This is a genomic window from Nitrobacter sp. NHB1, assembly GCF_036964665.1.
Lineage (GTDB): Bacteria > Pseudomonadota > Alphaproteobacteria > Rhizobiales > Xanthobacteraceae > Nitrobacter.
The window spans coordinates 2,204,534-2,229,915 of the sequence record NZ_JBAMDA010000001.1; the positions used below are offsets into that span (position 1 = coordinate 2,204,534).

General features: G+C 62.7%; 24 protein-coding genes. 15 read left to right on the forward strand and 9 right to left on the reverse strand.

Features of this window, described 5'->3' with window-relative positions; all coding sequences use genetic code 11:
• Positions 1–2: 2 nt before the first annotated feature.
• The 4 genes from V4R08_RS10255 to V4R08_RS10270 all read left to right on the forward strand — a co-directional run bounded on the left by V4R08_RS10255 (position 3) and on the right by V4R08_RS10270 (position 3,901).
• Positions 3–914 (forward strand): RluA family pseudouridine synthase, encoded by a 912-nt coding sequence (locus tag V4R08_RS10255; protein ID WP_335579260.1) that lies wholly within the window; start codon positions 3–5, stop codon positions 912–914.
• Positions 915–1,387: 473 nt separating this feature from the next.
• On the forward strand, positions 1,388–2,821 hold the full coding sequence (locus tag V4R08_RS10260) for a DEAD/DEAH box helicase (protein ID WP_335579261.1): 1,434 nt from the start codon (positions 1,388–1,390) through the stop codon (positions 2,819–2,821).
• Positions 2,822–3,138: 317 nt separating this feature from the next.
• Positions 3,139–3,420, forward strand: a complete 282-nt coding sequence (gene infA, locus V4R08_RS10265; protein WP_011508994.1) for a translation initiation factor IF-1 — start codon at positions 3,139–3,141, stop codon at positions 3,418–3,420.
• Positions 3,421–3,688: 268 nt separating this feature from the next.
• Positions 3,689–3,901 (forward strand): cold-shock protein, encoded by a 213-nt coding sequence (locus tag V4R08_RS10270; RefSeq protein ID WP_041357603.1) that lies wholly within the window; start codon positions 3,689–3,691, stop codon positions 3,899–3,901.
• 238 nt (positions 3,902–4,139) lie between these two features.
• On the opposite strand, the gene V4R08_RS10275 is transcribed toward V4R08_RS10270, so the two are convergent.
• From V4R08_RS10275 to V4R08_RS10285, 3 genes are all read right to left on the reverse strand, one after another.
• Complete coding sequence (locus tag V4R08_RS10275) at positions 4,140–4,742, reverse strand: TadE/TadG family type IV pilus assembly protein (protein WP_335579262.1); 603 nt, start codon at positions 4,740–4,742, stop codon at positions 4,140–4,142.
• Between the two features lie 14 nt (positions 4,743–4,756).
• Entirely contained in the window at positions 4,757–5,323 is a 567-nt protein-coding gene (locus tag V4R08_RS10280; RefSeq protein ID WP_335579263.1) for a TadE/TadG family type IV pilus assembly protein, read from the reverse strand.
• Positions 5,324–5,523: 200 nt separating this feature from the next.
• Positions 5,524–6,015, reverse strand: a complete 492-nt coding sequence (locus V4R08_RS10285; protein ID WP_335579264.1) for a pilus assembly protein N-terminal domain-containing protein — start codon at positions 6,013–6,015, stop codon at positions 5,524–5,526.
• A gap of 323 nt (positions 6,016–6,338) precedes the next feature.
• On the opposite strand from V4R08_RS10285, the gene V4R08_RS10290 reads away from it, so the two are divergent.
• From V4R08_RS10290 to V4R08_RS10330, 9 genes are all read left to right on the forward strand, one after another.
• Positions 6,339–6,515 carry a Flp family type IVb pilin gene (locus V4R08_RS10290; protein WP_335579265.1) on the forward strand — a complete coding sequence of 59 codons (177 nt, stop codon included), beginning with the start codon at positions 6,339–6,341 and terminating at the stop codon, positions 6,513–6,515.
• Positions 6,516–6,853: 338 nt separating this feature from the next.
• Positions 6,854–7,378, forward strand: coding sequence for an A24 family peptidase (locus tag V4R08_RS10295; RefSeq protein ID WP_335579266.1), 525 nt, complete (start codon positions 6,854–6,856; stop codon positions 7,376–7,378).
• A gap of 127 nt (positions 7,379–7,505) precedes the next feature.
• Complete coding sequence (gene cpaB, locus V4R08_RS10300; protein ID WP_335579267.1) at positions 7,506–8,288, forward strand: Flp pilus assembly protein CpaB; 783 nt, start codon at positions 7,506–7,508, stop codon at positions 8,286–8,288.
• 15 nt (positions 8,289–8,303) lie between these two features.
• Positions 8,304–9,767, forward strand: a complete 1,464-nt coding sequence (locus V4R08_RS10305; protein WP_335579268.1) for a type II and III secretion system protein family protein — start codon at positions 8,304–8,306, stop codon at positions 9,765–9,767.
• Positions 9,768–9,788: 21 nt separating this feature from the next.
• A complete protein-coding gene (locus V4R08_RS10310) occupies positions 9,789–10,526 on the forward strand; it encodes a CpaD family pilus assembly protein (protein WP_335579269.1) in 738 nt (245 codons plus the stop codon).
• On the forward strand, positions 10,523–11,791 hold the full coding sequence (locus V4R08_RS10315; protein ID WP_335579270.1) for a CpaE/TadZ family protein: 1,269 nt from the start codon (positions 10,523–10,525) through the stop codon (positions 11,789–11,791). The genes V4R08_RS10310 and V4R08_RS10315 overlap by 4 nt, the downstream gene beginning before the upstream one ends.
• Positions 11,792–11,812: 21 nt before the next feature.
• Positions 11,813–13,282, forward strand: coding sequence for a TadA family conjugal transfer-associated ATPase (locus V4R08_RS10320; protein WP_335579271.1), 1,470 nt, complete (start codon positions 11,813–11,815; stop codon positions 13,280–13,282).
• A 12-nt stretch (positions 13,283–13,294) separates the two neighbouring features.
• On the forward strand, positions 13,295–14,269 hold the full coding sequence (locus V4R08_RS10325) for a type II secretion system F family protein (protein WP_335579272.1): 975 nt from the start codon (positions 13,295–13,297) through the stop codon (positions 14,267–14,269).
• 9 nt (positions 14,270–14,278) lie between these two features.
• Entirely contained in the window at positions 14,279–15,256 is a 978-nt protein-coding gene (locus V4R08_RS10330) for a type II secretion system F family protein (protein WP_335579273.1), read from the forward strand.
• A 62-nt stretch (positions 15,257–15,318) separates the two neighbouring features.
• Here V4R08_RS10330 and V4R08_RS10335 read toward each other — a convergent pair whose 3' ends face one another.
• The gene (locus tag V4R08_RS10335) at positions 15,319–16,128 is read right to left on the reverse strand and encodes a tetratricopeptide repeat protein (RefSeq protein WP_335579274.1); all 810 of its coding nucleotides are present in this window, start codon (positions 16,126–16,128) and stop codon (positions 15,319–15,321) included.
• Between the two features lie 147 nt (positions 16,129–16,275).
• Here V4R08_RS10335 and V4R08_RS10340 point away from each other — a divergent pair, with 147 nt between their 5' ends.
• The gene (locus V4R08_RS10340; RefSeq protein ID WP_335579275.1) at positions 16,276–17,658 is read left to right on the forward strand and encodes a leucyl aminopeptidase family protein; all 1,383 of its coding nucleotides are present in this window, start codon (positions 16,276–16,278) and stop codon (positions 17,656–17,658) included.
• Positions 17,651–18,511 carry a C40 family peptidase gene (locus tag V4R08_RS10345; protein ID WP_335579276.1) on the forward strand — a complete coding sequence of 287 codons (861 nt, stop codon included), beginning with the start codon at positions 17,651–17,653 and terminating at the stop codon, positions 18,509–18,511. The genes V4R08_RS10340 and V4R08_RS10345 overlap by 8 nt, the downstream gene beginning before the upstream one ends.
• Here V4R08_RS10345 and V4R08_RS10350 read toward each other — a convergent pair.
• From V4R08_RS10350 to V4R08_RS10370, 5 genes are all read right to left on the reverse strand, one after another.
• A protein-coding gene (locus V4R08_RS10350; protein WP_442935650.1) for an IS630 family transposase occupies positions 18,504–19,458 on the reverse strand; the annotation gives its coding sequence in 2 pieces (ribosomal slippage) (positions 18,504–19,140 and positions 19,139–19,458; 957 coding nt in all). The two genes, V4R08_RS10345 and V4R08_RS10350, sit on opposite strands and share 8 nt — an antisense overlap.
• A gap of 91 nt (positions 19,459–19,549) precedes the next feature.
• Entirely contained in the window at positions 19,550–21,187 is a 1,638-nt protein-coding gene (locus tag V4R08_RS10355; RefSeq protein WP_335579278.1) for an ABC transporter ATP-binding protein, read from the reverse strand.
• 6 nt (positions 21,188–21,193) lie between these two features.
• A complete protein-coding gene (locus V4R08_RS10360; RefSeq protein ID WP_335579279.1) occupies positions 21,194–22,372 on the reverse strand; it encodes an ABC transporter permease in 1,179 nt (392 codons plus the stop codon).
• The gene (locus tag V4R08_RS10365) at positions 22,372–23,481 is read right to left on the reverse strand and encodes a microcin C ABC transporter permease YejB (protein ID WP_335579280.1); all 1,110 of its coding nucleotides are present in this window, start codon (positions 23,479–23,481) and stop codon (positions 22,372–22,374) included. Before V4R08_RS10365 ends, V4R08_RS10360 begins: the two co-directional genes overlap by 1 nt.
• 2 nt (positions 23,482–23,483) lie before the next feature.
• Positions 23,484–25,370, reverse strand: a complete 1,887-nt coding sequence (locus V4R08_RS10370; RefSeq protein ID WP_335579281.1) for an extracellular solute-binding protein — start codon at positions 25,368–25,370, stop codon at positions 23,484–23,486.
• Positions 25,371–25,382 lie beyond the last annotated feature (12 nt).

Below are 25,382 nucleotides of genomic sequence, written 5' to 3' on the forward strand. Positions count from 1 at the left end.
TCATGGATACGCCCCAACTCAGCGCCGAACAAATCCAGGCCCGCGTGCTCCACCGCGACGGGCTGATGCTGGTGATCGACAAGCCGGCCGGCATCCCCGTGCATCGCGGCCCCAAGGGCGGCGCCAATCTCGAGGCGTCGTTCGATGCGCTGCGGTTCGGCCTGCCGCGGCCGCCGGTGCTTGCCCATCGGCTTGACCGCGACACCTCGGGCTGTCTGGTGCTCGGACGTCATCGCAAAGCAACGGCGTCGCTCGGCCTGCTGTTCAAGCACGGCAAAATTTCAAAAACCTACTGGGCCATGGTCGAGGGCGGCCCCACTGATGACGAGGGCACCATCGACATACCACTCGGACGGCTGAACCACGAACGCGGCTGGTGGCAGAAGCCGGACCCGAACGGGCTGCCGTCGGTGACGAAATGGAAAGTGCTGGGGCGCGGTGTTTTCACTGCGCCCAGCGATCGCTTCGTCCCCTCCCTTTGTGGGGTCGAAACAAGCGAAGCTCGCCCTGAGGCGTCGGGGGCGGAGGTCAACAATTACGGCATCGCATCAGGTCACCCTCCTCCCCAGCCCTCCCCCTTAACGGAGGAGGGAGCCAGAAAGACGGGGGATATCCCAGAAAGGCTGACCTGGCTGGCGCTGGAACCGGTCACCGGCCGCACCCATCAACTGCGCGTCCATTGTGCGGCGATGGGCTGGCCGATCGCCGGCGACAATATTTACGGAACGCAGGCAAGCTTACGCCGCCTGCGTAATGAACAATATATCCCGTGGTTCGGCGAACCCGGCCTGCAACTGCACGCGCGCGAGATCGCGATTCCCTTATCGAGAAACAAGCCGCCCGTTGTCGTCACCGCACCCGCGCCGGTGCATTTGCACGCGCGACTCAGGGCGTGCGGGTGGAGCGGGGAGTAATTTGCGGAGAAAGAACGGCGACGCCGCCAGCATTAAACCCGGCCACTTTTTGAGCATGTGCGGCTGACCGGTTAGAGCCTTTCCGCTTCTGATAGAATCAGAAGCGGGGCTCTATGATTTTGATTTGACGCGTATTCTTCACGCGAACCGGTGACCACTCCGCTCGAAAACGCTCTGGAATTATCGCGCTGCGAATCACAAGCCCAGGCGCGCGGCGAGGATCGGCTTTTGGCTTCCGGGAACCCTTCGCCAGGCGAAACCTCGACAAAATACCTTGAATCTGCCGCGTTCCTGTTCCATATGGTGTCGCGACCCTGAGAATGATCGGGTCACTGCGAGCCGCGTGTTCTGAGCCCGTTCGACGGTTTCTGGCTTGCCCTTCATCTAACCTCAATCGACGCCCCAAGCACGCGGGTGTCCGCAGACACCCTGTGGCACGCTCCGGCTGATGTGGCCGGGCGCCCAGTCGCATAATGGAAAGAAACCACCTTTTGCCCTCCTTTCAGGATTTCGGCCTTGCCGATCCCATTACACGTGCGCTCGCGGAAGAAAACTATCTGACGCCCACGCCCATCCAGGCTCAAACCATTCCTCTTGCCCTTACCGGGCGCGACATCATCGGAATCGCCCAGACCGGCACCGGAAAGACCGCGGCCTTCGCGCTCCCGATCCTGCATCGCCTGCTGCAGAACCGCATCAAGCCACAGCCGAAGAGCTGCCGGGTGCTGGTGCTCAGCCCCACGCGCGAACTTTCGGGCCAGATCCTCGAGAGCTTCAACGCCTACGGCCGCCACCTGCGCCTGACCTCGGCTCTCGCGATCGGCGGCGTTCCGATGGGGCGTCAGGTCCGCTCGGTCATGCAAGGCGTCGAGGTCATGGTCGCCACACCGGGCCGCCTGCTCGACCTCGTTCAAAGCAACGGGTTGAAGCTCGGTCAGGTCGAATTTCTCGTGCTGGACGAAGCCGATCGTATGCTCGACATGGGCTTCATCCATGACATCCGCAAAGTCGTCGCCAAGCTGCCGGTCAAACGGCAGACGCTGTTTTTCTCGGCCACCATGCCGAAGGACATCGCGGAACTCGCCGAGCAGATGTTGCGCGATCCGGCACGCGTCGCTGTGACGCCGGTCGCCTCGACCGTGGACCGTATCGCCCAGCGCATCATCCAGGTCGATCATGCCAGCAAGCCCGCGTTTCTGGCTCAGCTTCTGAAGCAGGAACCGGTCAACCGCGCGCTGATTTTCACGCGAACCAAGCATGGCGCCGACAAGGTCGTGAAGAGCCTCGCCAAGTCCGGCATCAGGTCCGATGCGATCCACGGCAACAAATCGCAGAACCACCGCGAGCGCGTGCTGGCGGCCTTCCGGACCGGAGAGATCCGGACACTGGTTGCGACCGATATCGCGGCGCGCGGCATCGACGTCGACGGCATCAGCCACGTCGTCAACTTCGACCTTCCGAACGTTCCCGAGACCTACGTCCATCGCATCGGCCGCACCGCGCGCGCAGGCGCCGATGGCGCCGCGATCTCGCTGGTCGCCGGAGCCGAAGAAATGGCCTATCTCCGCGATATCGAAAAGTTGATTCGCGTGGCGCTGCCGAGAGAAGATCGCCGGACACCGGGGCAGCGCGAGGCGGCGCCGGCCCACCAGCAGCATCGCGCCGGACGCCCAGCACCCCATGGTCACGCGACCAGAGCGGGCGACGCCGCTCCCGGCGCGAAAGGTCCGCGACGCCGCAGCCGTTATGGCAAGGGGGCACCGCAAACGAACCGCCCGGAAGGCGGCCGGCACGAGCCCTCCCGTTCATCGCAGGGCGGCAAGGCCGAGGGGATGCAGGGTGTTGCCTTCCTGCACCGCCAAAGCCGGCCAGCGCGCTCGAAGCCCAATCAACGCCCTCAACGCTAGAGCACCTACCGTTCTGATGGAATCAGAACGGGCGCTCCAAGCTATTGAGTGGTCGCATTTCCTCACGGTGAACCGGTTTCCACTTCACCGGGAAATGCTCTAGTGGAGTGGATTTGAGGTTCACTACCCGCCTGCTGCGGGTTCGTGATGCAAATGTTGGGACCGGACCACTGGCGCGTATTTTCGCAAAAGTGGAGACCGGTTTTGCGATCCGAATACGCGCAAGTTATTGATTAAGAGCATTTTCTTCACGCTAACCGGTTTCCACTTAGCCGGAAAATGCTCTAGTGAAGCGCCACACCGATCCGGAGAACCATATGGCGAAAGAAGAACTGATCCAGTTCGAAGGACTGGTCACCGAAATCCTGCCCGACGCCCGCTATCGGGTGCAGCTCGATGCCGGGCACGAAATCGTGGCCTATACTGCCGGCAAGATGAAAAAGAACCGGATCAAAACGCTGGCCGGCGATCGCGTCACCATCGAGATGTCCCCCTACGATCTCGAAAAGGGTCGCCTGATTTTCCGGCACAAGGACGAGCGCCCCAGCGGCGCACCGCGTGGCGGACCGCCGCGCGGCGGCCAGTTCCGCCGCAGGTAGCCAACGTCCGACGGTAGGACGACCGCGCGCCGATGTCGGGGCGAGGGCCGGCGGTCGCGCCGGCGGCTCCGCAGCTCAAAAAATCCTGCACGTCAGGATTGTTTTGGGACCTGCCTTCGAATAATATAGGATTTAGCGATTTTCGGCCGGACGACATTGGCTATCCACCGGTACAGCCGGTTTAGACGCTGACGACCCTTCCAAAAATCCGATCTCACCAACCCGCCGAAAGCGGGCTTCGACATACGTATTTGAAAAGGGACTACCCGTGAGCATGGGAACCGTGAAGTGGTTTAACGCGACCAAGGGCTACGGCTTCATTCAACCGGACGATGGCGGCAACGACGTGTTCGTTCACGTCAGCGCCGTTGAACGCGCCGGACTTGGAACGCTGCGTGAAGGCCAGAAGATCAGCTACGAGATCGTCGCTGATCGCCGCTCTGGCAAATCATCGGCCGACAACCTGCGGGCCGCTGGTTAAATACTATCCAGACGCTTCGTTCCGCGAAGCGCAATTAGAGCGTTTTCGAGCGAAGTGGATACCGGTTCGCGTTAAGAAAACGCGTCACATCAAAATCATAGAGCCCCGCTTCTGATTCCGTCAGAAGCGAAAAGGCTCTAAGATCGAAAACAATCAGGCGACCAAAGGCCGTGCGTTCAGCGCGGCCTTTTGTTTTGGCGCCGTCGATCTTTTTGCGCGCGACAGGCTCTGATCACCGTCAGTTTGTCGGGCAAGGGTTTGACGTCGGCTCGTTATAATGCACGCAGGCCAACTGACGCGGCCGCGTATAGGCGGTGTCGCTCAGCGTCACGCCGGCTTTCGCCATGACGTAGCCGACGATCGGCTGGTAGAGATAGCTGACCTCGCTGTAGATCAGGTACTGATTGGGAAGCGTTTTGTTCGACGAATCCTTGCCGATGAGGCCCGGCGGAATATCGACTGGCGATCCCGTGCCTCGTGGCGACGACCCCTTGCTCCATTGCACCCGCGCGACCGAGGTTGCCGGATCGATGTACAGCTCCGAAATCGTGGCCTGGATGGGCGCCGACGGATAGGGCCACATGATGCCATAGCTGGCGGCGAGGAAATTGGTGATATCCGCGTCGCCGACCCCGGTGGATTGAGACGTCAGGTCGGACAACGTCTTCGCGACCAGCGTGACCTTGCGCTTGACCGCCACGCCCGACGAAACATCGATGGTCCCGAACAGCATCACCAGCATCAGCGGCACGATCATCGCAAATTCGATCGCGGCAACGCCGCGGGAATCACGCCGCAGCGCGACCGCTGAAACCCTGATGCATGACCAGATGCGGGACATCGATGTCACATCCTTCAGTTATAGGGTTCGTTCTTGAAGGCGGCCGTCGCAGCCAGCAATCGCTTGCTGCCGCTCAGGTTGGCGAGGTTGTAGCCAAGTCCCGTGACGAACAGCGGCCATTGATAGAACAGGCGGACAACGACGATAGCTCCCGGACCGCCGGGGTCGTATTTCGTGCTATCGACGAAATTATTGCCCGTGACCGGATCGGACGTGATCGGATCGGAGATCGCCACGCTCCCGAATCCGGCGGGGTAGCTCTGGACGTCGACATAAATGCCGTTCGCGCAGTCGAACAGCACGCTCACATTCGGACAGACGACGTCTTTCTTAAAGCTCGCCTTGTCGTACTTGGCGATCTGCGCCTGACCGGTCTGGATCGTGCGCGCCGAGTCCTGCAACGCGGTCTCCAGGCTCTGGCTCGCAAAGAACACCATGCCGGTCTCGATGATCGCAAACAGCAGCGCGAAGAACAGCGGTGCGACGAGAGCGAATTCCACCGCCGCGGACCCGCGCTGATTGCCGCGAAAACGCCCGGCCACCCTTGCGGCTGCGATCCTGAGGCGGGGGAATGGCGACATCGCAAAATCCTTGCACACGGCGGGATTTATCTACCGTCAAGGACTAACCGAAACTGATTGTTGAAGTGTTTCGCCCGATGGAAGCAGAATGCCCCTCGCCGTATACTAAATGTTAACCATTCGGATGGCTCAACGGCACCGTCGCGGAACGCATGCGCCAGGCGTCCCGGCACCGGTTGCCGGACGGTCAACCAACTTTTTTACTTTGAGGGCGCACCGCTGGCCTGCGAACTCAGATTACTGGCCTGGTCCATCGTCGCCTTGAAGTAAGCGGCGCTGTCCCCGAGGGTGATGCGCTTCTGGCAAACCGGCATACAGCTATACGACTCGCGCTCCACGCCGCGATAGACCGTCACCACCCGATCGCTCGGTCCCTCGACCTGAATGACGCGATCCACCAGAATGCTCCCGGCGCGGTCCATCGCAATCACGTTGGTTGCGCCGTAGCCCTTTCCGGTCACGACCACGAGGCCGCCCGGCTGCAGGGTGACATCGGCGATCAGCGGGTTACCGACCACGATCGTCGCGATATGTCCGGGCAGCTTGACCAGCTTCGCTTGGTCCACATTGACCGAGATCGGATCGCTCGTCACCTCGGCGAGAGCCGCCGCCGGAGAAAGCAAAACCGCCGTTGCAAGCGACAGGCCGACGATCGAAACACGCGAACGGCCACGCAGGGACTTGAACCACATATTGTACTCCGGGACGCATACCAGCCGGCAAAAGCGATACCCAACGGTGCCGGCGCCCGACATGGCAAATCTGCCGTTAATTGATGAACGAACTGCAAACGCAGGCCCCGCAGCCGTCCCTTGAAGGTCGAATGCATTTTTATAAATCTCCCTTAAATCTAAATTCACTCTGAGAAAGAACCAGCCCGTTACGGCCGCGTTTCTGCAATCGAATTAACTGCGCTGCAATTTCTCCCATCCTACGGTGGTGTCATGGTCACGGTGCTGAGAACGCCGTTAAGACCAGGTAGTTCGACAGCCACGTGAACACAGGGAGTTTTCCTATGAAGAATCTGGTCAAGCGTTTCGCCAAGGACGAGTCCGGCGCCACCGCCATCGAATACGGCCTGATCGCCGCCGGCATCGCGGTTGCGATCATCGCCGCCGTCAATACGCTCGGAACCTCGCTGAGAGGCACATTCACCAGCGTGGGCACCAGCCTGAACACCACCACCAACTAGAATTAAGTGACGGTTCAACTGCTGTTCGGCACGAAAGGGTCCCGGTATGCCGGGACCTTTTCTGTTCCTGCTTCCTTTCGTTCGTCCGCAAGAAGTTGAGGCGGGCCGCCATGATCCTGTCGAAACCTTCCATACCCAAGACGCATTATCCGCCCGATGATGAGCCAACGAGACGGGCTATCCAGACCGTTTGCATGGCGCTGACTCTCGCCGTGATTGCCGTCACAGCCCGGATAGTCGCTAACTGGCCATGACCTTTCCCGTTTCCCGAATGTTCACTTTGACCGGCTAGGATCATACTCCGCGTAACAGATGGCACTGCAGAGGCTCTTATCTCCATGACACTCGATGTCGCACGCTTGCTGCTGTTCCCGGCCTTGATGGCGTTCGCCGCCGCCAGCGACCTGCTCACCATGACGATCTCCAATCGGGTCTCGCTGCTTTTGGTGGCCGGCTTCCTCGTGGTGGCCGCCCTGAGCGGCATGAGCCTTCACGACATGCTGTTACATGCGGGGGCGGGACTGGCGGTCCTCGCTGTGGCCTTCACCTGTTTTGCGATGGGCTGGGTTGGCGGCGGCGACGCAAAGGTGGCCGCCGCGACCGCCCTCTGGTTCGGCTTCGGACATCTGCTGGAGTATCTGGTCTATGCCTCGCTGTTCGGCGGAGCCCTGACGCTGCTGCTGCTCCAGTTCCGGCAATGGCCTCTGCCGGCGCTATTTTACAGGCAGGACTGGCTGCTCCGGCTGCACGGCAAGGATACAGGAATTCCCTATGGCATCGCGCTCGCGCTCGGCGCCCTGCTGGTCTATCCGGAGACCGGCTGGATCAAGGCGGTCGACCTGGCGCGCTTTGCGCTTCACTGAAGCGCGTACAAGAAACCTCTCATTAACGCGATTTAGATACGCCTCATTAACCATGCTTTGACGAATAACTGTTCAACTCCCGTTACAGCGGCGCAAGCGCCCCGGCGTAACGTGGAAAGTGAAGCGTATGAATACCGCACGCATTGTCGTCCTGACCATCGCAGTCGGTGCCGGCGGCCTTGCCGCCTATCTCGCGAGCGGATCCGACAAGAAGCCGCAACCCGCGCAGACCGCGCAGCTCCAGACCGTGGACGTTCTGGTCGCGAAGTCGGACATCCCGCTCGGACAGGCGGTGACAGCGAACGACGTGGCGTGGCAGGCCTGGCCCGCAAATAGCGCCAGCAGCAGCTTCATTCGCCGCGATCAGCGCCCCGACGCCACCACGCAACTGGCGGGATCGATCGCCCGCTCGCCCTTCATCGCGGGAGAACCCATTCGCGAACTCAAGCTGGTCAGCGCGAAAGGATCCGGATTCATGGCCGCGATCCTGCCGACCGGGATGCGCGCGATCTCGACCGAAATTTCGCCCGAGACCGGCGCCGGCGGCTTTATCCTCCCCAATGACCGCGTCGACGTGATCCTCTCGAAACGGGACAAAAACCCGGACCATCCAAACGCGAACTCCGTCAATTCGGAGACCATTCTCAGCAACGTGCGCGTTCTCGCGATCGACCAGACCATCGAGGAGAAGAACGGGCAGAAGGTCGTGGTCGGCAAGACCGCGACGCTCGAATTGAAACCGGAGCAGGCGGAGACGCTGGCGCGGTCGCGCCAGATGGGAACGCTGGCGCTGGCGCTGCGCAGCCTCGCCGACGCCAACGCCCCGGAAAGCAACAACGACGATCAGAGGCGCGACAGCATCAATGTCGTCCGTTACGGCGTCCCGACCCAGACCACCGTACAGAGGTAATCAAGGACGCCCGTCATGACGTGGACGACAAATCCGGCACCGCTACAGGCCTTTGTGGCGCGGTCTCTCTCGTTCGCGGCAATCGCCGCCTTCACGCTAAACCCGGCGCTGACGCCGGCATTCGCGAGCGATTCCCGCGTGCCGACCGCAACGGCCGGCGCGAAGATGCACGCGCAATCTCTCTCGCTCGGCATCGGCAAGTCCGTCGTGGTGGACTTGCCTCGTGACGTCAAGGACGTCCTGGTCGCCGACCCGAAGATCGCAAATGCGGTGGTGAGATCGGCGCAGCGTGCCTACATCATCGGCGCCGCGGTCGGTCAAACCAACATCATATTCTTCGACAGCAGCGGCCAGCAGATTTCGGCCTACGATATCGCGGTCACGCGCGACCTCAACGGCTTGCGCGCCGCGCTCAAACAGCTTTTGCCGAATGCGGACATCAAGATCGACGGCCTCGGCGACGGCATCATGCTTTCGGGTTGGGCCCAGAACCCGGTGGAAGCCCAGCAGGCGGCCGATCTGGCTGCACGCCTCGCGGGCGGCGCCGACAAGGTCGTCAACAGCATAGCGGTTCGCGGCCGCGACCAGGTGATGCTGAAGGTGGTGGTCGCAGAGGTGCAGCGCGACATCATCAAGCAGCTTGGCGTCGATTTGAGCGCCAACATGAGCTACGGCACCGCCGTCGTGAATTTCAATAACGCCAATCCTTTCACCTCAAACGGCGGCCCTTTGGTGAGTGGCAACAGCGCTGTGGGCGGCTTCGGCAAGAGCGTCGTCAACGGCGTGACGGTGCCGAGCGTTCAGGCGACGCTGCGCGCAATGGAAAACGCAGGCGTCATCCGCACGCTCGCCGAGCCCAGCCTGACCGCGATTTCCGGCGAATCGGCAAACTTCCTCGCCGGTGGCGAATTTCCCGTGCCGGGCATACCCAGTTGTACCGGAGGTGTCTGTACATCTCCGACGGTTCAGTTCAAGAAGTTCGGCATCTCGCTTGGCTTCACGCCGGTCGTCATGAGCGGAGGCCGGATCAGCCTGCACGTCGCGACCGAAGTATCGGAGCTTTCGCAAGAAGGCGCGTTCACCTACAACGGCACGACGGTGCCGTCGCTGAAAACCCGCCGCGCCGATACAACACTTGAAATCCCGTCCGGCGGCTCGATGGTCATGGCCGGGCTTATCAAGCAGCAGACCAAGCAGTCGATCAGCGGCATGCCGGGGGTATCCCAGATCCCGGTGCTGGGAACGCTGTTCCGCAGCCGCGACTACGTCAACAACAATACCGAGCTGATGATCCTGGTGACGCCTTACGTCGTGCGCGCCGTCGCGCAGAAGGATCTGTCGCGGCCCGACGACGGGTTCGCAGATGCATCGGACCCGCAGGCCGACCTGCTGGGCAGCATCAACCGCATCTACGGCGTTCCGGGTCGCGCCGAACCCGCGCGCCAATATCGCGGCAGCTATGGCTTCATCACCGACTGAGGCGGGGCAAGGAACGAAACGATGACATCCGCAGATTCCGCCGAACGCTACCGCAGTCTTCGCGTGGCTGTCCTCATAGCCGGCCTGGCCGCCGCGCTGGGCGCCTGCACGCATACGAGCCAGGAGGGCACCACCGCGAGCATTCCGAACGATTATCGCTTGCGGCATCCCATTGCGATCCAGGAAGCCAACCGGACCGTCAACATCTTCGTCGGCAACACGCGCGGCGGCCTGTCGGCATCGCAGCGCGCCGATGTCGTCGGGCTGGCGAGCGTCTGGCTCCGCGAAGGAACCGGCGCCATCGTCGCCGAGGTTCCGTCCGGCACCAGCAACGCCCGGGCCGCCGCCGATTCATTCAGGGAGGTGCGCTCTCTGTTGAGCGCCGCGGGCGTGCCGTCGCGCGGAATTATCGTCCGGCATTACCATCCCGCCGACCCGCGCCTGTTCGCAACCATTCGCCTTACCTATCCGAAAATCGCGGCCGTGGCGGGCCCCTGCGGCGTCTGGCCGGAAGACCTCGGCCCTTCGATCAAGAACAAGGGCTATCTCGACAACAAGCCGTACTGGAATTTTGGCTGCGCAAGCCAGCGCAATCTTGCTGCAATGGTCGATAATCCCTCCGACCTCGTGCAACCGCGCCCGGAAACGCCAGCCTATACCGCCCGTCGGACCTACGCGCTCGACAAGTATCGACAGGGTCAATCGTCAGCCACCGTCTATCCGGATGATAAGAGCAAAATCAGCAGTGTGGGACAATGATCAGTTACCCTCGCCAGGACGCAGAAGAGCCAACCGCCTCCCCTTCGCCGAAGGCCGACGATCATATCGCGCCGGCGCCGCGCGTATCGGTGCAGGCCTTTTGCGAGACGATGGAAACAGCCACGGCCGTGCAAGCGGCCGGCGAGGATCGCCGGCTGGGCAAGGCTCACCTCAAGATCCAGATGGGCGGCATGGTCGTCGCCGCGGAAGCCTATCGCTCGGCACCGACGCCGAACGTCATCATTCTCGAAACTGACGAGCGCGGCGATATCCTCGCCGGGCTCGACCAGCTTGCAACCGTGTGCGACGCAGGCACGCGCGTCATCGTGATCGGCCGCGTCAACGACGTCACGCTGTATCGCGAACTGGTCAAGCGTGGCGTCAGCGATTATGTCATCGCGCCGGTCACCGCCATCGACATCGTACGCGCGGTTTGCGGCCTGTTTTCAGCTCCTGAAGCCAAGGCAGTCGGCCGGGTCATCGCCGTTGCCGGCGCCAAGGGCGGCGTCGGCGCGTCGACGATCGCCCACAATGTCGCCTGGGCGATTGCACGCGATCTGGCGCTCGATTCCGTCGTCGCCGACCTCGATCTCGCCTTCGGCACGGCCGGGCTGGACTTTAATCAGGACCCGCCGCAAGGCATCGCCGATGCCGTGTTTTCGCCGGACCGCATCGACACGGCGTTCGTCGATCGGCTGTTGTCGAGATGCACCGATCATCTGAGCCTGCTCGCCGCGCCGGCGACGCTGGACCGGGTCTATGACTTTGGAACGGAGGCGTTCGACTCGATTCTCGATACCCTGCGGGCGACGATGCCCTGTATCGTGCTCGATATCCCGCATCAATGGTCGGGCTGGACCAAGCGCGCCCTGATCGGTGCGGACGACATCCTTATCGTCGCGACGCCCGATCTCGCCAACCTTCGCAACACGAAAAACCTGTTCGATCTGCTCAAGGCAGCGCGGCCGAACGACCGGCCTCCGCTCTATTGCCTCAACCAGGTCGGCGTTCCCAAGCGGCCCGAGATCAGCACCAACGAATTCGCCAAAGCCATTGAAAGCCAGCCGATTGTCAGCATCCCGTTCGACCCGCAGTTGTTCGGGTCGGCCGCGAACAACGGCCAGATGATCGCCGAAATCGCGGCGAGCCACCGCATCACGGACATGTTCTTGCAGATCGCCCAGCGCCTGACCGGCCGCGGCGAGGCAAAGAAGCCGCGAAAATCGTTTCTGCCGCCATTCATCGAGAAGTTGCGGGCGAAATAAGTCACTGCGTGGAGTACCGTCGTGTTTGGCAAGCGTAGCGGACCAGAGGACGACGCCCGGAAGATGGCGGGCCTGACGCTGGAGGCCGCCCCGGCCGTCCAGAATGTGCGAGCGCCCGCGGAGACCGCTTCGCCGGCCGTCGCCTCGCCGCCGCTCGCGCCGGCGCGCCCCGCCCCGCAGACGCCGGCCATCGAAGCCCGCCGGTCCGAAACCTATTATCAGGTCAAGGCGACGATTTTCGGCGCCCTGATCGAGGCCATCGATCTCGCCCAGCTTGCCAAGCTCGACGGCGAATCCGCGCGCGAGGAAATCCGCGACATCGTCAATGAGATCATCGCGATCAAAAACATCGTGATGTCGATCGCCGAGCAGGAAGAGCTGCTCGACGACATCTGCAACGACGTTCTCGGCTACGGTCCGCTCGAGCCGCTGCTGTCCCGCGACGACATCGCGGACATCATGGTCAACGGCGCCGGCACGGTCTTCATCGAAGTCGCCGGCAAGATCCAGCGGACCGGAATCCGGTTCCGCGACAACCAGCAACTGTTGAATATCTGCCAGCGGATCGTCAGCCAGGTCGGCCGCCGGGTCGATGAATCCTCGCCGATATGCGACGCCCGTCTCGCCGACGGATCCCGCGTCAACGCCATCGTTCCGCCGCTGGCGATCGACGGGCCCGCGCTGACAATCCGTAAATTCAGGAAGGACAAGCTGACCCTCGATCAACTGGTGAAGTTCGGCGCTATTACGCCGGAGGGCGGCACGATCCTCCAGATCATCGGACGCTGCCGCGCCAACGTCCTGATCTCGGGCGGCACCGGCTCCGGCAAGACCACGCTGCTGAATTGCCTCACGAACTATATCGACCACGACGAGCGCATCATCACCTGTGAAGACGCCGCCGAGCTTCAGTTGCAGCAGCCGCATGTGGTGCGGCTCGAAACCCGGCCGCCCAACATCGAGGGCGAGGGCCAGGTCTCGATGCGCGAACTGGTCCGAAACTGCCTTCGTATGCGCCCCGAGCGCATCATCGTCGGCGAGGTTCGCGGACCCGAGGCCTTCGATTTGCTGCAGGCCATGAACACCGGCCATGACGGCTCGATGGGCACGCTGCACGCCAATAACCCGCGCGAGGCGCTGTCGCGCTGCGAGTCGATGATCACGATGGGGGGCTTCGCGCTGCCCTCGCGCACCATCCGCGAGATGATCTGCGCCTCGATCGACGTCATCATTCAGGCTGCCCGCCTTCGCGACGGCTCGCGCCGTATCACTCACATCACCGAAGTGATGGGAATGGAAGGCGACACCATCATCACCCAGGAAATCTTCGTCTACGATCTGCTTGGCGAGGATGCCAACGGAAACGTGGTCGGCCGGCACCGCTCGACCGGAATCGGCCGGCCGCGGTTCTGGGAGCGCGCCCGGTACTATAACGAGGAGAAGCGGCTCGCGGCCGCGCTCGATGCGGCTGACGTCAAGATCGAGATCTGAGGACGCGCGCCCATGAACTTGCAGACCCTCGCACTGGCATTCATGGCTGCAACCGCGGTCGGCGGCGTCGCATGGGTGTTCCTGTATCCGGCGCTGTCGGGCGAGGCGAAGGCGGAGAAGCGCCGTTCGGCATTCGCGCGGACGGCGCCGGCTGTCCGTCAGGTCGACAGGGCCCAGCGCTCGCGTCGCGAGCAGATCGAGGGATCGCTGCGGGAAATCGAGCAACGCCAGAAGCGCGACCGCAAGATCGCGCTCAACGACCGCATCGCACAGGCCGGCCTGTCCTGGTCGAGGGAGAAATTTCTGATCGTCTCCGGCATTTTCGCCGCGGTCTGTTTTGCCGTTCCGATGTTTTCGGGAGCCGGGCCGGTCGCCGCGGTCGGCCTGGCATTCGCGGCGGGCTTCGGCTTGCCGCGCTGGCTGCTGGGCTTCCTCAAGACGCGCCGCGAGAAGGCGTTTCTGCGCGCGCTTCCCGATGCGGTGGACGTGATTGTTCGCGGCATCAAGGCCGGCCTGCCGCTGTTCGAATCCATCAAGGTCGTCGCGGCCGACTCGCCGGAACCGCTGAAAAGCGAATTCGCGGCGATCATCGAGACACAGGCAATCGGCATGCCGCTCGGCGATGCCTGTTCGCGCCTGTTCGAGCGCATGCCGGTTCCCGAAGCGAACTTCTTCGGCATCGTCATCTCGATCCAGCAGAAATCCGGCGGCAACCTGTCGGAAGCTCTCGGCAACCTGTCCAAGGTGCTGCGCGATCGCAAAAAGATGGCCGAGAAGATCCAGGCCATGTCGATGGAAGCCAAGGCGTCCGCCGCGATCATCGGCTCGCTGCCTCCGGTCGTCATGCTGCTGGTCTATCTGTCCACACCGGACTACATCGCGCTGCTGTGGACCCATCCCACCGGGCGGCTGATGCTGGCCGGCTGCGTGTTGTGGATGTCGGCTGGCATCTTGGTGATGAAGAAAATGATCAACTTCGACTTCTGACGGTGCATCATGCTCGACTTCCTGATCGAGAAACTCCACGATCCGCAGTTCATGACGATGGTCCTCGCCGCCATCGCCGCCAGCGCAACTGCCTATACTCTGATCACGCCGTTCTTCGCGGCGGAGGGGCTCACCAAGCGGATGAAGGCCGTCGCCAGCGAGCGCGAACGCATCCGGCAGCGCGAGCGCGAGCGGCTCGCGAAATCCGAAAAGGTCTCGCTTCGTCAGGTCCCGAAGCAGTTCGTCTCGAAGATCGTGGAAGACCTCAATCTCGGCAAGTGGGTGGCTCAGGAAGCCGCGCGCGAGAAGCTTGTCATGGCGGGGTATCGCGGCCAGGCTCCTTACATCACCTTCCTGTTCTTCCGCATGGTCACCCCGATCGTGATGCTGATCGGGGCAATCGTCTACGTTTTCCTGCTGTCACACATGAAGCAGTCCACCCCGATCAAGATCGGCATCTGTATCGGCGCTGCGTTTCTCGGCCTGCAGGCGCCCATGCTGTTTCTGAAGAACGCCATCGCCAAGCGGCAGCTCTCGATCAAACGAGCCTTCCCGGACGCGCTCGATCTGCTGCTGATCTGCATCGAATCCGGCATGTCCATCGAAGTCGCTTTCCGCAAGGTCAGCACGGAAATCGGCAGCCAGTCGGTCGCGCTGGCCGAGGAGTTCACGCTGACCACGGCCGAACTGTCGTACCTTCAGGACCGCAAGGTCGCCTACGAGAATCTGGCGAAACGCACCGGGATCGAAGGCGTGAAATCGGTGTGTCTCGCGCTCCAGCAGTCGGAACGATACGGTACTCCGCTCGCGCAAAGCCTTCGTGTGATGGCCCAGGAAAACCGCGACATGCGCATGACCGAAGCCGAGAAGAAGGCGGCTGCCCTGCCGCCCAAGTTGACGGTCCCGATGATCGTGTTCTTCCTGCCCGTGCTGTTCGTGGTCATTCTCGGGCCGACGGGCATCAAGATCGCGGCCCAAATGCATTGAGGACTTGCAATCGGCGGCGCAGGGGACCCGGCGGGCCGGTCACCCCTTGATGAATCCAACGCTCATGACTTGCGGGAATCCGGATCGAGACCATTTCCCGCACTGGCCCGCGCGTGGGCGCCGCGGCCGAGCATCTGCTTCAGATAGGCGACGTTAGCCGCGGCTTCGTCGGCGGGCAAATCGGCTTTCACGATGCTCTCAGCCTCGTCGAACCGGCCCTGCAAGCCGACGACCAGCGCCAGGTTCTGCCGGATCCGGCTGTCGGCCCGAGCGCTGGCGTAAGCGCGGCGCAACACCTTCTCGGCTTTTGGAAGCTCCTTGGTCAGAACATACGACATGCCCAGATTGGACAGCACCGAGGGCTCGTCGGGCCTGATCCTGAGCGCGCTCGCGTAATAGCGGCGGGCGTCATCGTGACGGCCGAGTTTGTCGAGCGTGGTCCCCTGGACCGAGAGAATTCGCCAGTCCGGATTTACCGGCGTGTGCGCCCGGCTGAGCACATCGAACGCCTCCTGGGACTGACCGTTGTCGGCTAGCGCCCGCCCCCAGCCAGCTAGCACCGCCTTGTTGCCCGGATTCAGGATCGCGGCGCGTTCCAGCACCGCAACGGCCTGGGCGCGCTGCCCGATGGCACGCAACGCCTGTCCGTACTTCAGGGCCGCATCGGGGTCCTTGGGATTGGCGCGAAATCGCTCACCATAGACTTCGGCGGTGCGATGAGGATCGGTTGCGGGATTCGCCTCCGCCCTTGCGCCGAGCGAGCCGGTGATGTCAGGCATGCCCGCGGTCTGACAACCGGCGAGTCCGGCCGCCAGCACCGCCGTCACGGCTGCGGATGCGAGGAGCCTGGCGAGACACGACTGCTGACGCATGGCACCTACTCGCAATTGCTGGACGATCGGGAAGCTGGACGGTTTCAGCAATAGACTGTTAACCCTAACGTCTGGTTAACTACCCTGCCTGACACCCAAGCCTCCTCCCGTTAAAAGACCTCATCAAACCGAGAGATCGAGACAACCATGCATCCCGCGTTTGCGACCGCGCCGGCCGGAGAGGCCGTTCCGATCACCTTTGTGGCCAAGGCCACGTGGAAAACGATGGGTGCAACGCTTGACGGTCCGGCACGCCGGTTTGCGGAGGCGAGCGGCTTTGCGGCGAAGCCGGGGCAGTACCTCGCGCTGCCCGCAGCGAACGGCGACGTCTCACACATTCTCTTCGGACTTGGCGATGCATCGGACCTCGCGCGCGATCCCTTTCTCGCCGGCAAGCTGCCGGGGCTGTTGCCCGCCGGAACATTCCGCTTTGCCAATTCACCGCACGATATGCATCTCGCGGCGCTGGCGTTCGCGCTCGGCAACTACCGCTTCGATCGCTACCGCAAGACAGACGCACCGAAAGCGCGGCTGGTGCCGCCCAACGGCATCGACATCGCGGCGATCTCGCGGATGGCGGAAGCCGCAACGCTTGCCCGCGACCTGATCAATACGCCGGCCAACGATATGGGACCGGAGGAGCTTGCGGCGACGGCCGAGAACCTTGCGCAGCGTTTCGGCGCGGAATTCGGCTGCGTCGTCGGCGACGATTTGAGGCACCGGAATTTTCCGCTGATCCATGCGGTCGGCATGGCCTCGCCGCGCGCACCGCGCCTGATCGATATCGCCTGGGGCGATCCCGCGCACCCGAAGGTTACGCTGGTCGGGAAAGGCGTCTGCTTCGATACCGGCGGCGTCGATCTCAAAACCGCCAGCGGCATGGCCATCATGAAGAAGGACATGGGCGGCGCGGCCAACGTGCTGGCTTTAGCGCTGATGGTCATGGATGCGAAGCTGAAGGTCCGGCTGCGCGTGCTGATCCCGGCGGTCGAAAACTCCGTGGCCGGCAACGCGTTCCGGCCGCTCGACATCTTTCCGTCGCGCAAGGGACCGACGGTGGAAATCGGCAACACCGACGCCGAGGGCCGGCTGGTCCTCGCCGACGCGCTGGCGCTGGCCGATGAAGAGACGCCCGACCTGCTGATCGATCTGGGGACGCTCACCGGCGCGGCGCGCGTGGCGCTGGGACCGGATATTCCGCCGTTCTATACGAGCGATGACGCATTGGCGCTCGATGTCGCGCGCTGCGCGCAAGCCGAGAACGATCCGCTGTGGCGGATGCCGCTCTGGCCTGCTTACGATTCGTGGCTCGATTCCAAGGTCGCCGACATCAACAATGCGCCGTCGGGCGGTTTTGCCGGCTCGATCGTCTGCGCGCTGTTCCTGCAGCGCTTCGTCGAAGCGGCGAAGAACTGGCTTCATGTCGACATCTATGGCTGGACGCCGTCGGCGAAACCGGCGCGTCCGGAAGGCGGCGAATGCCAGGCCGCGCGCGCGATCTACAGACTGCTGAGCGAACGTTATGGATGATCCGCGTCTCACGCCGGCCCGGCCGGAGGTCGCCGCCCGCTATCTCGAGGGCACGATCGAGGCAGCGCGCTTCGCCGATGGCGAGGAATGGGAGGTCGTTGACCCCGTGGCACCGCTGCGGCGCCAGCCTTCGCCCGATGCGATGCTCGACACCCAGGCGCTGCGCGGCGAGCGCGTCACGATCTACGACCACAACGCCGAAGGCTGGGCCTGGGGTCAGTTGAACGGCGACGGCTATGTCGGCTGGCTGCCCGACCGTACGCTCGCAAGGCCCGGCGCGGCACCGACGCACAAGGTCATTGCCTTGCGGACGTTTGCGTTTCCCGGACCATCGATCAAGCTACAGCCGGCCGAGACGCTGTCGCTCGGCGTCAGGCTGACCGTCCAGCGCCATGACGGCGTCTTCGCCATCGCCACCGGCAATCTCCACATACCCGCCATCCATGTCGCGCCGCTCGAACACATCGCGGTGGATTTCGTCACGGTCGCCGACATGTTCGTCGGAACGCCGTATCTGTGGGGCGGCAAGACCAGCCTCGGCATCGACTGCTCGGGCCTTGTGCAGGTGGCGCTCAATGCATCCGGCATCGGATGCCCGCGCGACAGCGACATGCAGGAGCGAGCCCTGGGCCGAACGCTATCGCCGGCGGAGGTGCAACAGCCTCGGCGTGGCGATTTGATGTTCTGGAAAGGACACGTCGCCATCGTCCGGGACGCGACAACGCTGGTCCACGCCAACGCGCATCACATGGCCACCGCCGTTGAGCGCATTGACGAGGCGACCGCCCGCATCAAGGCGGCGGGAAGCGAAGTGACGAGCGTGAAGCGGCTAGAGCATCGGGCGCTCATTTAAATCCATATCCGGCGGCATTGAAGTAGTTTGAGCACTCATGCGGAGAGAAGAGCGCGCAGATGTTGCCGATGGCCTTCCAAAGATCGTCGATGGTTCTGACAGCCCTGGCGCGTAGATGGGCCTTGAGTTTTGCGAAGGCCATTTCAATGGGATTGAGGTCCGGGCTATAGGGCGGCAGGAACAGGAGCCATGCGCCTTGCGCCCGGATCGCTTTTTCGGCCCGCTCACTTTTATGGCTGGAGAGGTTGTCGAGGATGACGACGTCGCCTGGCTTGAGGGCGGGCGCGAGCTGGGTTTCGACATAGGTCTCGAAGATCACCCGGTTCATTGGGGCATCAATGACCCAGGGGGCGATGAGGCCGTCGCACTTGAGGCCCGCCACGAAGGTCTGCGTGCCCCAATGGCCGAAGGGAGCCTTGCTGTTCAACCGTGTGCCTTTTGTTGAGCGTCCGCGCAGGCGCGTCATCTTGGTGGTGGTGCCGGTCTCGTCAATGAAGATCAGCCGCTCGCGCTGCTTGCGCATGATGGGCTGGCGGCCCACTTTCCACTCGGCCCGGGCCTTGGCCAGTTCAGGTCTGTCTTGTTCGCTGGCCCGAAGAGTTTTTTTTGAAGCTGAGCCCGCAGGCGATCAGAAACTTCGAAAGGGTCGACGGGTCGGCTTTGACGCCTTTGGCTTTCGACAGTTCTTTCGCCAGCTCAGGCATGGTGATGTCATCGCGGGCCGCCACAGCAGCGAGAATAAAGTCCCGGTGGGGCGCGAGCTTGCCATGCCGGAAGCCGCCGCGAGGCCGTGGATCAACCCGGCCGGTCTGCCGCCAGAGCCTCATCAAATTGACGACGAAAGACACCGAAGTTCCGAAGCGCTCCGCCGCATGGTGGCAGGAATGCCCCGCCTCGACATGCGCCACAACACGTTCACGAAGATCGTTCGACAAAGGATACGGCATGGCAAATCACCTCCGCATACTTTGAATCATTTTCAGCCTGATTTGTGAATCGCTTTCGATTCCAACTGACAACCCGTTGCTCTAGATTGATTTATTTTGCGCTCGATTCGCCCGGCGCAGTCTCAAGCCGGAAGGCCGCCGCAAACAGCGCGCGCGTGTAATCCGATTTCGGACTCTTGAACAGGTGCGACGCCGGCCCTTCCTCGACCACCTTGCCGTTCCGCATCACGATGAGATGGCTGGCAAGAGAGGCGACCACGCGCAGGTCATGCGAGATGAACATGTAGGTCAGGTCGCGCTTGCGCTGCAATTCGCGCAAGAGATCGACCATCTGCGCCTGGAACAGCATGTCGAGCGCGCTGGTCGGCTCGTCCAGCACGACGAAATTCGGCTCCAGCACCACGGCGCGCGCGATGCTGATGCGCTGGCGCTGGCCGCCGGAGAATTCGTGCGGATAGCGGAAGCGTGTCGCCGGATCGAGCCCGACATCCTTAAGCGCCTTGACCACCCGCGCCTCGCGCTCAGTGTCCGAAAGCGCTCGCTGATGCACGCTCAAACCCTCGGCCACGATATCGCCGACCGACATTCGCGGGCTCAACGCCCCGAACGGATCCTGAAACACAATCTGCATGTCGCGACGGAACGGCCGCATCGCCTTGAAGCGCAGCCCCTGGATGTTCTTGCTGAGGAACGCGATCGGGCCATCCGACGAGATCAGCCGCAACAGCGCCAGCCCGAGCGTGGTCTTGCCGGACCCGGATTCGCCGACGACGCCGAGCGTTTCGCCCTTGCGCACCTTCAGCGTCACGCCGTCCACCGCCTTGATGTGGCCGACCGTCTTGCGCAACAGACCGCGCCGGATCGGAAACCAGACCTTGAGATTGTCGGCTTCGATCACGACCGGGGACTCCGGCCGCGGCGGCGCCGGGTCGGGCTTCGGCTCCGCGGCCAGCAACTCGCGCGTGTAGGGATGGTGCGGCTCTTCAAAGACCTGCTCGACCGGTCCCTTCTCGACGATCTTGCCGCCGTTCATGACGCAAACACGGTCGGCGATGCGGCGGACGATGCCGAGATCGTGCGTGATGAACAACAGACTCATTCCGAGCCGGGCGCGGATATCCGCCAGCAGGGTAAGGATCTGCGCCTGCACGGTGACGTCGAGCGCGGTAGTCGGCTCGTCCGCTATCAGAAGGTCGGGTTCGTTGGCGAGCGCCATTGCGATCATGACCCGCTGGCGCTGGCCGCCGGACAATTGATGCGGGTAGCTGGCAAGCCGGGTCTCCGGATCGGGAATGCCAACTTGTGTCAGCAGCTCCAGGGTCCGCTTCCGTGCCGCCGCGCCGCGAACCCCGCCGTGCAGCAGCATTATCTCGCTGATCTGCGCTTCGATGGTGTGCAGCGGATTGAGCGAGGTCATCGGCTCCTGGAAGATGATCGAGATGTCGTTGCCGCGAATGCTCCTGATCTCGCGCTCCGACATGCCGAGCAGTTCGCGGCCTTTGAAGCGGATGTTGCCGGAGGGATGCGACGCGGCCGGATAGGGCAGAAGCTTCAGGACCGAGAGCGCGCTGACGGATTTTCCGGAGCCGGATTCGCCGACCAGCGCCACGCACTCGCCGCGTTTGATATCGAACGAAATACGATCGACGGCGACCGATGGTCCACCGGCATGGTGAAACGCAACGGACAGGTCGCGAACCTCGAGCAGCGGCTGGCTGGTGGCGTTCATGCCGGCCTACCTGAACGTCTTGCGCGGGTCGAAGGCATCGCGCACGGCTTCGCCGATGAAAATCAAGAGCGACAGCATGATCGCGAGCGCGAAAAATCCGGTGAACCCAAGCCACGGCGCCTGCACGTTGGCCTTGCCCTGCGCCAGCATTTCGCCGAGCGAGGGCGAGCCCGGCGGCAGCCCGAAGCCGAGGAAATCCAGTGCGGTCAGGGTCATCACCGACGACGACACGATGAACGGCAGGAACGTCATGGTCGCGACCATAGCGTTGGGCAGAAGATGGCGGAACATGATGGTCGCGTTCGACACGCCGAGCGCCCGCGCCGCCGTGATGTATTCGAAGTTACGGCCGCGCAGGAATTCGGCGCGCACCAGACCGACCAGCGAGACCCACGAGAACAGCAGCAGGATTCCGAGCAGCACGAAGAATCCCGGCACCAGCACCGACGACAGTATCAAGAGCAGATAGAGCGAGGGGATCGCGGTCCAGACTTCGATGAAGCGCTGGAATCCGAGATCGATCCAGCCGCCGAAATATCCCTGCACGCCGCCGGCCGCGATGCCGATGATCGACGACACAATGGTCAGGCAGAGTCCGAACAGGACCGAGATGCGGAATCCGTAAATCAGCCGCGCTACGACGTCGCGCCCCTGATCGTCGGTGCCGAGCCAGTTGTATTCGAGATCGCGACAACCTGTGAGGTGCTTTCTCTGCACCACATCCTTGCATTCAGCCTCGGTCAGAAGCCAGGTCGGTTTCGAGGGCGCCGGCGTCGGCAGATCGAGGTTGTGGGTGTCGTAGGAATAGCGGATCAGCGGCCAGATGATGGTGCCGCCCTTCGCCGCGATCAGCTTCTGCAAATAGGGATCGCGATAGTCGGCGGCGGTCTGGAAGTCGCCGCCGAACGCGGTTTCCGGATAGGTCACGAATGCCGGAAAATAGAGATGCCCGTCGAAGCTGATCAGGAACGGCCGGTCGTTGGCGATCAATTCCGCAAACAGCGAAATGAAAAACAGGATCAGGAATATCCAGAGCGACCAGTAGCCGCGCCGGTTCGATTTGAAGCTCTGCCAGCGGCGACGATTGAGCGGCGACAGGCGGAGCGGATGGCGCGCCGGCGGCACCGCTTCGCCCAGCGGCGAGACGGCTCCGGATTCGACGGGCTTTGGCGAAGTCACCGCCATCAGACTTCCCGCGCCTCGAAGTCGATCCGCGGATCGATCCACATGTAGGTCAGATCGGAGATCAGGTTGATCGCAAGCCCGACCAGCGAAAAGATGAACAGCGTGCCGAACACCACCGGATAGTCGCGATTGAGCACGCTCTCAAACCCCAAAAGGCCGAGCCCGTCGAGCGAAAAGATGGTTTCGATCAAAAGCGAGCCTGAAAAGAAGGCGTGAACGAACGCGCCGGGAAAACCGGCGATAACGATCAACATGGCGTTGCGGAACACGTGATTGTAAAGCACCTGCCGCTCGCTACAGCCCTTGGCGCGCGCCGTAATCACATATTGCTTACGGATTTCGTCGAGGAACGAGTTCTTGGTCAGCAGCGTCATCGTGGCGAAGGCACCCAGCGCCATCGAGATGATAGGCAGCGTGAGGTGCCAGAAATAATCGAGGATTTTCCAGTACCAGGGGAACTGGCTCCAGCCGTCCGACGTCAATCCGCGCAAAGGAAAGATGCTGAAGAACGATCCTCCGGCAAACAGGATAATGAGCAGGATCGCGAACAGAAAGCCGGGGATCGCAAAGCCGACGATAATCACCGCCGAGGTCCAGGTGTCGAAGCGCGATCCGTCCTTGACCGCTTTGCGGATTCCGAGCGGAATCGAAATCAGGTAGGTCAAAAGCGTCATCCAGATGCCGAGCGACATCGAGACCGGCAGCTTTTCCTTGATGAGCTGGATCACGGTGGTGTCGCGGAAGTAGCTCTTGCCGAAATCGAAGCGGGAGAAATTCCACACCATCAGCAGAAAGCGTTCCGGCGCCGGTTTGTCGAAGCCGAACTGCTTTTCAAGACTCTTGATGAAGGCGGGATCGAGTCCCTGGGCGCCGCGATACTTCGAATTGATGGCGTCGGACGACGCTCCGACCTGGCCGCGCGCGCCGAAATCGCCGCCGGACGATCCGGAAATGCGCGACATCGCGCCGGTGTCCGCACCGCTCAGTTGCGCGATCACCCGCTCGACCGGACCGCCGGGCGCGAACTGCACCACGACGAACGACACGAACAGGATGCCCAGCAATGTGGGAATCATCAGCAGAATGCGGCGGGCGATATATGCGCTCATGCCTATTTTGCCTGCCCGGACGATACCGGTTTGGCCGGCGCCGACCACCAGATGTCAGGCGCCATCACGCCGAGATATTTCGGCAAGCGCGGCGGATGTCCGAACACATCCCAATAGGCCAGCCGGTGCACGTTCGAATACCATTGCGGCACCCAGTAACGGCCGGCGCGAATGACGCGGTCCAGCGCGCGCGCGGCGAACACGAGCCTGGCGCGGGTATCGGCGGCGATCACCTGCTCCACCAGGGAGTCGACCGCGGGATCCGAAATGCCGGCGAGGTTGTTCGATCCCTTGGTCCTTGCTGCCTGCGACGAAAAGAACGGCCGCAGCGAATCGCCCGGAACGGTCGAGAAGCCGAAACGTTCGATCACCATGTCGAAATCGAAATCGTCGCGCCGTGCCCTCGCCTGCACGGGATCGACCAGCCGCAGCGTCGCCTCGATGCCGAGCGTCCCGAGATTCTTGATGTAGGGCATATGATGGGCCTGGAACGCCGGCTCATCGAGCAGGAACTCGACGCGAAAGACCTCGCCCCGCGGCGTCATCCGCTTGCCATCCTTGATGGGAAAGCCCGCATCGCTGAGCAGTTGCACGGCCCTGCGCAACAGCTTGCGGTCCTGTCCCGAGCCGTCGGATACCGGCGGCACGAACGGCAGGCCGAACACCTCGTCCGGCACCTTGCCGCGGAACGGCTCCAGCAACGCCGCTTCCTCCGGCGACGGCAGGCCGCTCGCCATCAGGTCGGAATTCTGGAACGGCGACACCGTCCGCACGTAGGCGCCGTACATGATGCTCTTGTTGGTCCACTCGAAATCGAAGGCGCAGTCGAGCGCCTCGCGAACGCGCGGATCCCTAAACTTGTCGCGGCGGGTATTGATGAACCAGCCCTGCGCGCCGGACGGCGTCTCGTCGGGTAACTTCTCGCGCTTGACGCGGCCCTCGGTCATCGCCGGAAAATCGTAGCGGGTATTCCAGATGCGGGAGGTGAATTCCTCGCGGTACAGGTAGCTGTGGCCGGTGAAGCCTTCAAAAGCCACGTCGCGATCGCGATAAAAATCGAACCGCACCGTATCGAAATTGTAAGCACCGCGGCAGACCGGAAGGTCGGCGCCCCACCAGTCCTTGACCCGGTCGAACTCGATGAAACGGTTCGACTCGAACCGGCCGACCTTGTACGGCCCGCTGCCGAGCGGGACGTCGAGCGTCGATTCCTCGAACGGATGCGAAGTGTAATAGGACCGCGAAAAGATCGGCAGGCCGGCGATGAACGGCGGCACGTCGCGTCCGCGCTTGGCTGCGAAGGTCACGATCAGCGTCGCGTCGTCGGGTGCTTCCGCGCTCACCATGTCGCGCATCTGCTGCGTGATCAGGGGATGCCCCTTGGTCTTCAAGACCATCAGAGAGAACGCGGCATCGCGCGCGGTCAGTTTTTGCCCGTCATGAAACCGCATCTCCGGCCGCATCGCGAAGCGGTAGGTCAGTCCGTCGGCCGAGATGCGCACCGACTTCGCGGCCAGTCCATACATCGCATCGGGCTCGTCGCCGGCCCGCGCCATCAGCGACGTGAACGTCATGCCCATGCCCTGCGCGCCGTCGCCCTTCAAAATAAAGGCATTGAGCGAATTGAAGGTCTGGAACGATTGATTGAAGGCGCGGCTCGACGGAATGGTCGAAAACAGGCCGCCTTTCGGCGCGTCAACATTGACGTAGTCGAAGTGATGGAAATCGGCCGGATATTTCAGGTCGCCGAACGCCGACATGCCATGAGATTCACCTTGGGATTCGGTCTCCGCGCCGGCCGCGGGTGTAGCGATAGCCGGCCGGAACCAGGCCACGCCCGCCGCACCGATTCCGAGACCGATCACCTGCCGGCGGCTGGGCTGGCTCATCCGCGCGAAACT

What these genes read in the sequence shown, in the direction of transcription:
- V4R08_RS10255 (WP_335579260.1), top strand. Translation starts at nt 3, where the DNA reads ATGGATACGCCCCAACTCAGCGCCGAACAAATCCAGGCCCGCGTGCTC.
- V4R08_RS10260 (WP_335579261.1), top strand. Translation starts at nt 1,388, where the DNA reads ATGGAAAGAAACCACCTTTTGCCCTCCTTTCAGGATTTCGGCCTTGCC.
- infA (WP_011508994.1), top strand. Translation starts at nt 3,139, where the DNA reads ATGGCGAAAGAAGAACTGATCCAGTTCGAAGGACTGGTCACCGAAATC.
- V4R08_RS10275 (WP_335579262.1), bottom strand. Translation starts at nt 4,742, where the DNA reads ATGTCCCGCATCTGGTCATGCATCAGGGTTTCAGCGGTCGCGCTGCGG.
- V4R08_RS10280 (WP_335579263.1), bottom strand. Translation starts at nt 5,323, where the DNA reads ATGTCGCCATTCCCCCGCCTCAGGATCGCAGCCGCAAGGGTGGCCGGG.
- V4R08_RS10285 (WP_335579264.1), bottom strand. Translation starts at nt 6,015, where the DNA reads ATGTGGTTCAAGTCCCTGCGTGGCCGTTCGCGTGTTTCGATCGTCGGC.
- V4R08_RS10290 (WP_335579265.1), top strand. Translation starts at nt 6,339, where the DNA reads ATGAAGAATCTGGTCAAGCGTTTCGCCAAGGACGAGTCCGGCGCCACC.
- V4R08_RS10295 (WP_335579266.1), top strand. Translation starts at nt 6,854, where the DNA reads ATGACACTCGATGTCGCACGCTTGCTGCTGTTCCCGGCCTTGATGGCG.
- cpaB (WP_335579267.1), top strand. Translation starts at nt 7,506, where the DNA reads ATGAATACCGCACGCATTGTCGTCCTGACCATCGCAGTCGGTGCCGGC.
- V4R08_RS10305 (WP_335579268.1), top strand. Translation starts at nt 8,304, where the DNA reads ATGACGTGGACGACAAATCCGGCACCGCTACAGGCCTTTGTGGCGCGG.
- V4R08_RS10310 (WP_335579269.1), top strand. Translation starts at nt 9,789, where the DNA reads ATGACATCCGCAGATTCCGCCGAACGCTACCGCAGTCTTCGCGTGGCT.
- V4R08_RS10315 (WP_335579270.1), top strand. Translation starts at nt 10,523, where the DNA reads ATGATCAGTTACCCTCGCCAGGACGCAGAAGAGCCAACCGCCTCCCCT.
- V4R08_RS10325 (WP_335579272.1), top strand. Translation starts at nt 13,295, where the DNA reads ATGAACTTGCAGACCCTCGCACTGGCATTCATGGCTGCAACCGCGGTC.
- V4R08_RS10330 (WP_335579273.1), top strand. Translation starts at nt 14,279, where the DNA reads ATGCTCGACTTCCTGATCGAGAAACTCCACGATCCGCAGTTCATGACG.
- V4R08_RS10335 (WP_335579274.1), bottom strand. Translation starts at nt 16,128, where the DNA reads ATGCGTCAGCAGTCGTGTCTCGCCAGGCTCCTCGCATCCGCAGCCGTG.
- V4R08_RS10340 (WP_335579275.1), top strand. Translation starts at nt 16,276, where the DNA reads ATGCATCCCGCGTTTGCGACCGCGCCGGCCGGAGAGGCCGTTCCGATC.
- V4R08_RS10345 (WP_335579276.1), top strand. Translation starts at nt 17,651, where the DNA reads ATGGATGATCCGCGTCTCACGCCGGCCCGGCCGGAGGTCGCCGCCCGC.
- V4R08_RS10355 (WP_335579278.1), bottom strand. Translation starts at nt 21,187, where the DNA reads ATGAACGCCACCAGCCAGCCGCTGCTCGAGGTTCGCGACCTGTCCGTT.
- V4R08_RS10360 (WP_335579279.1), bottom strand. Translation starts at nt 22,372, where the DNA reads ATGGCGGTGACTTCGCCAAAGCCCGTCGAATCCGGAGCCGTCTCGCCG.
- V4R08_RS10365 (WP_335579280.1), bottom strand. Translation starts at nt 23,481, where the DNA reads ATGAGCGCATATATCGCCCGCCGCATTCTGCTGATGATTCCCACATTG.
- V4R08_RS10370 (WP_335579281.1), bottom strand. Translation starts at nt 25,370, where the DNA reads ATGAGCCAGCCCAGCCGCCGGCAGGTGATCGGTCTCGGAATCGGTGCG.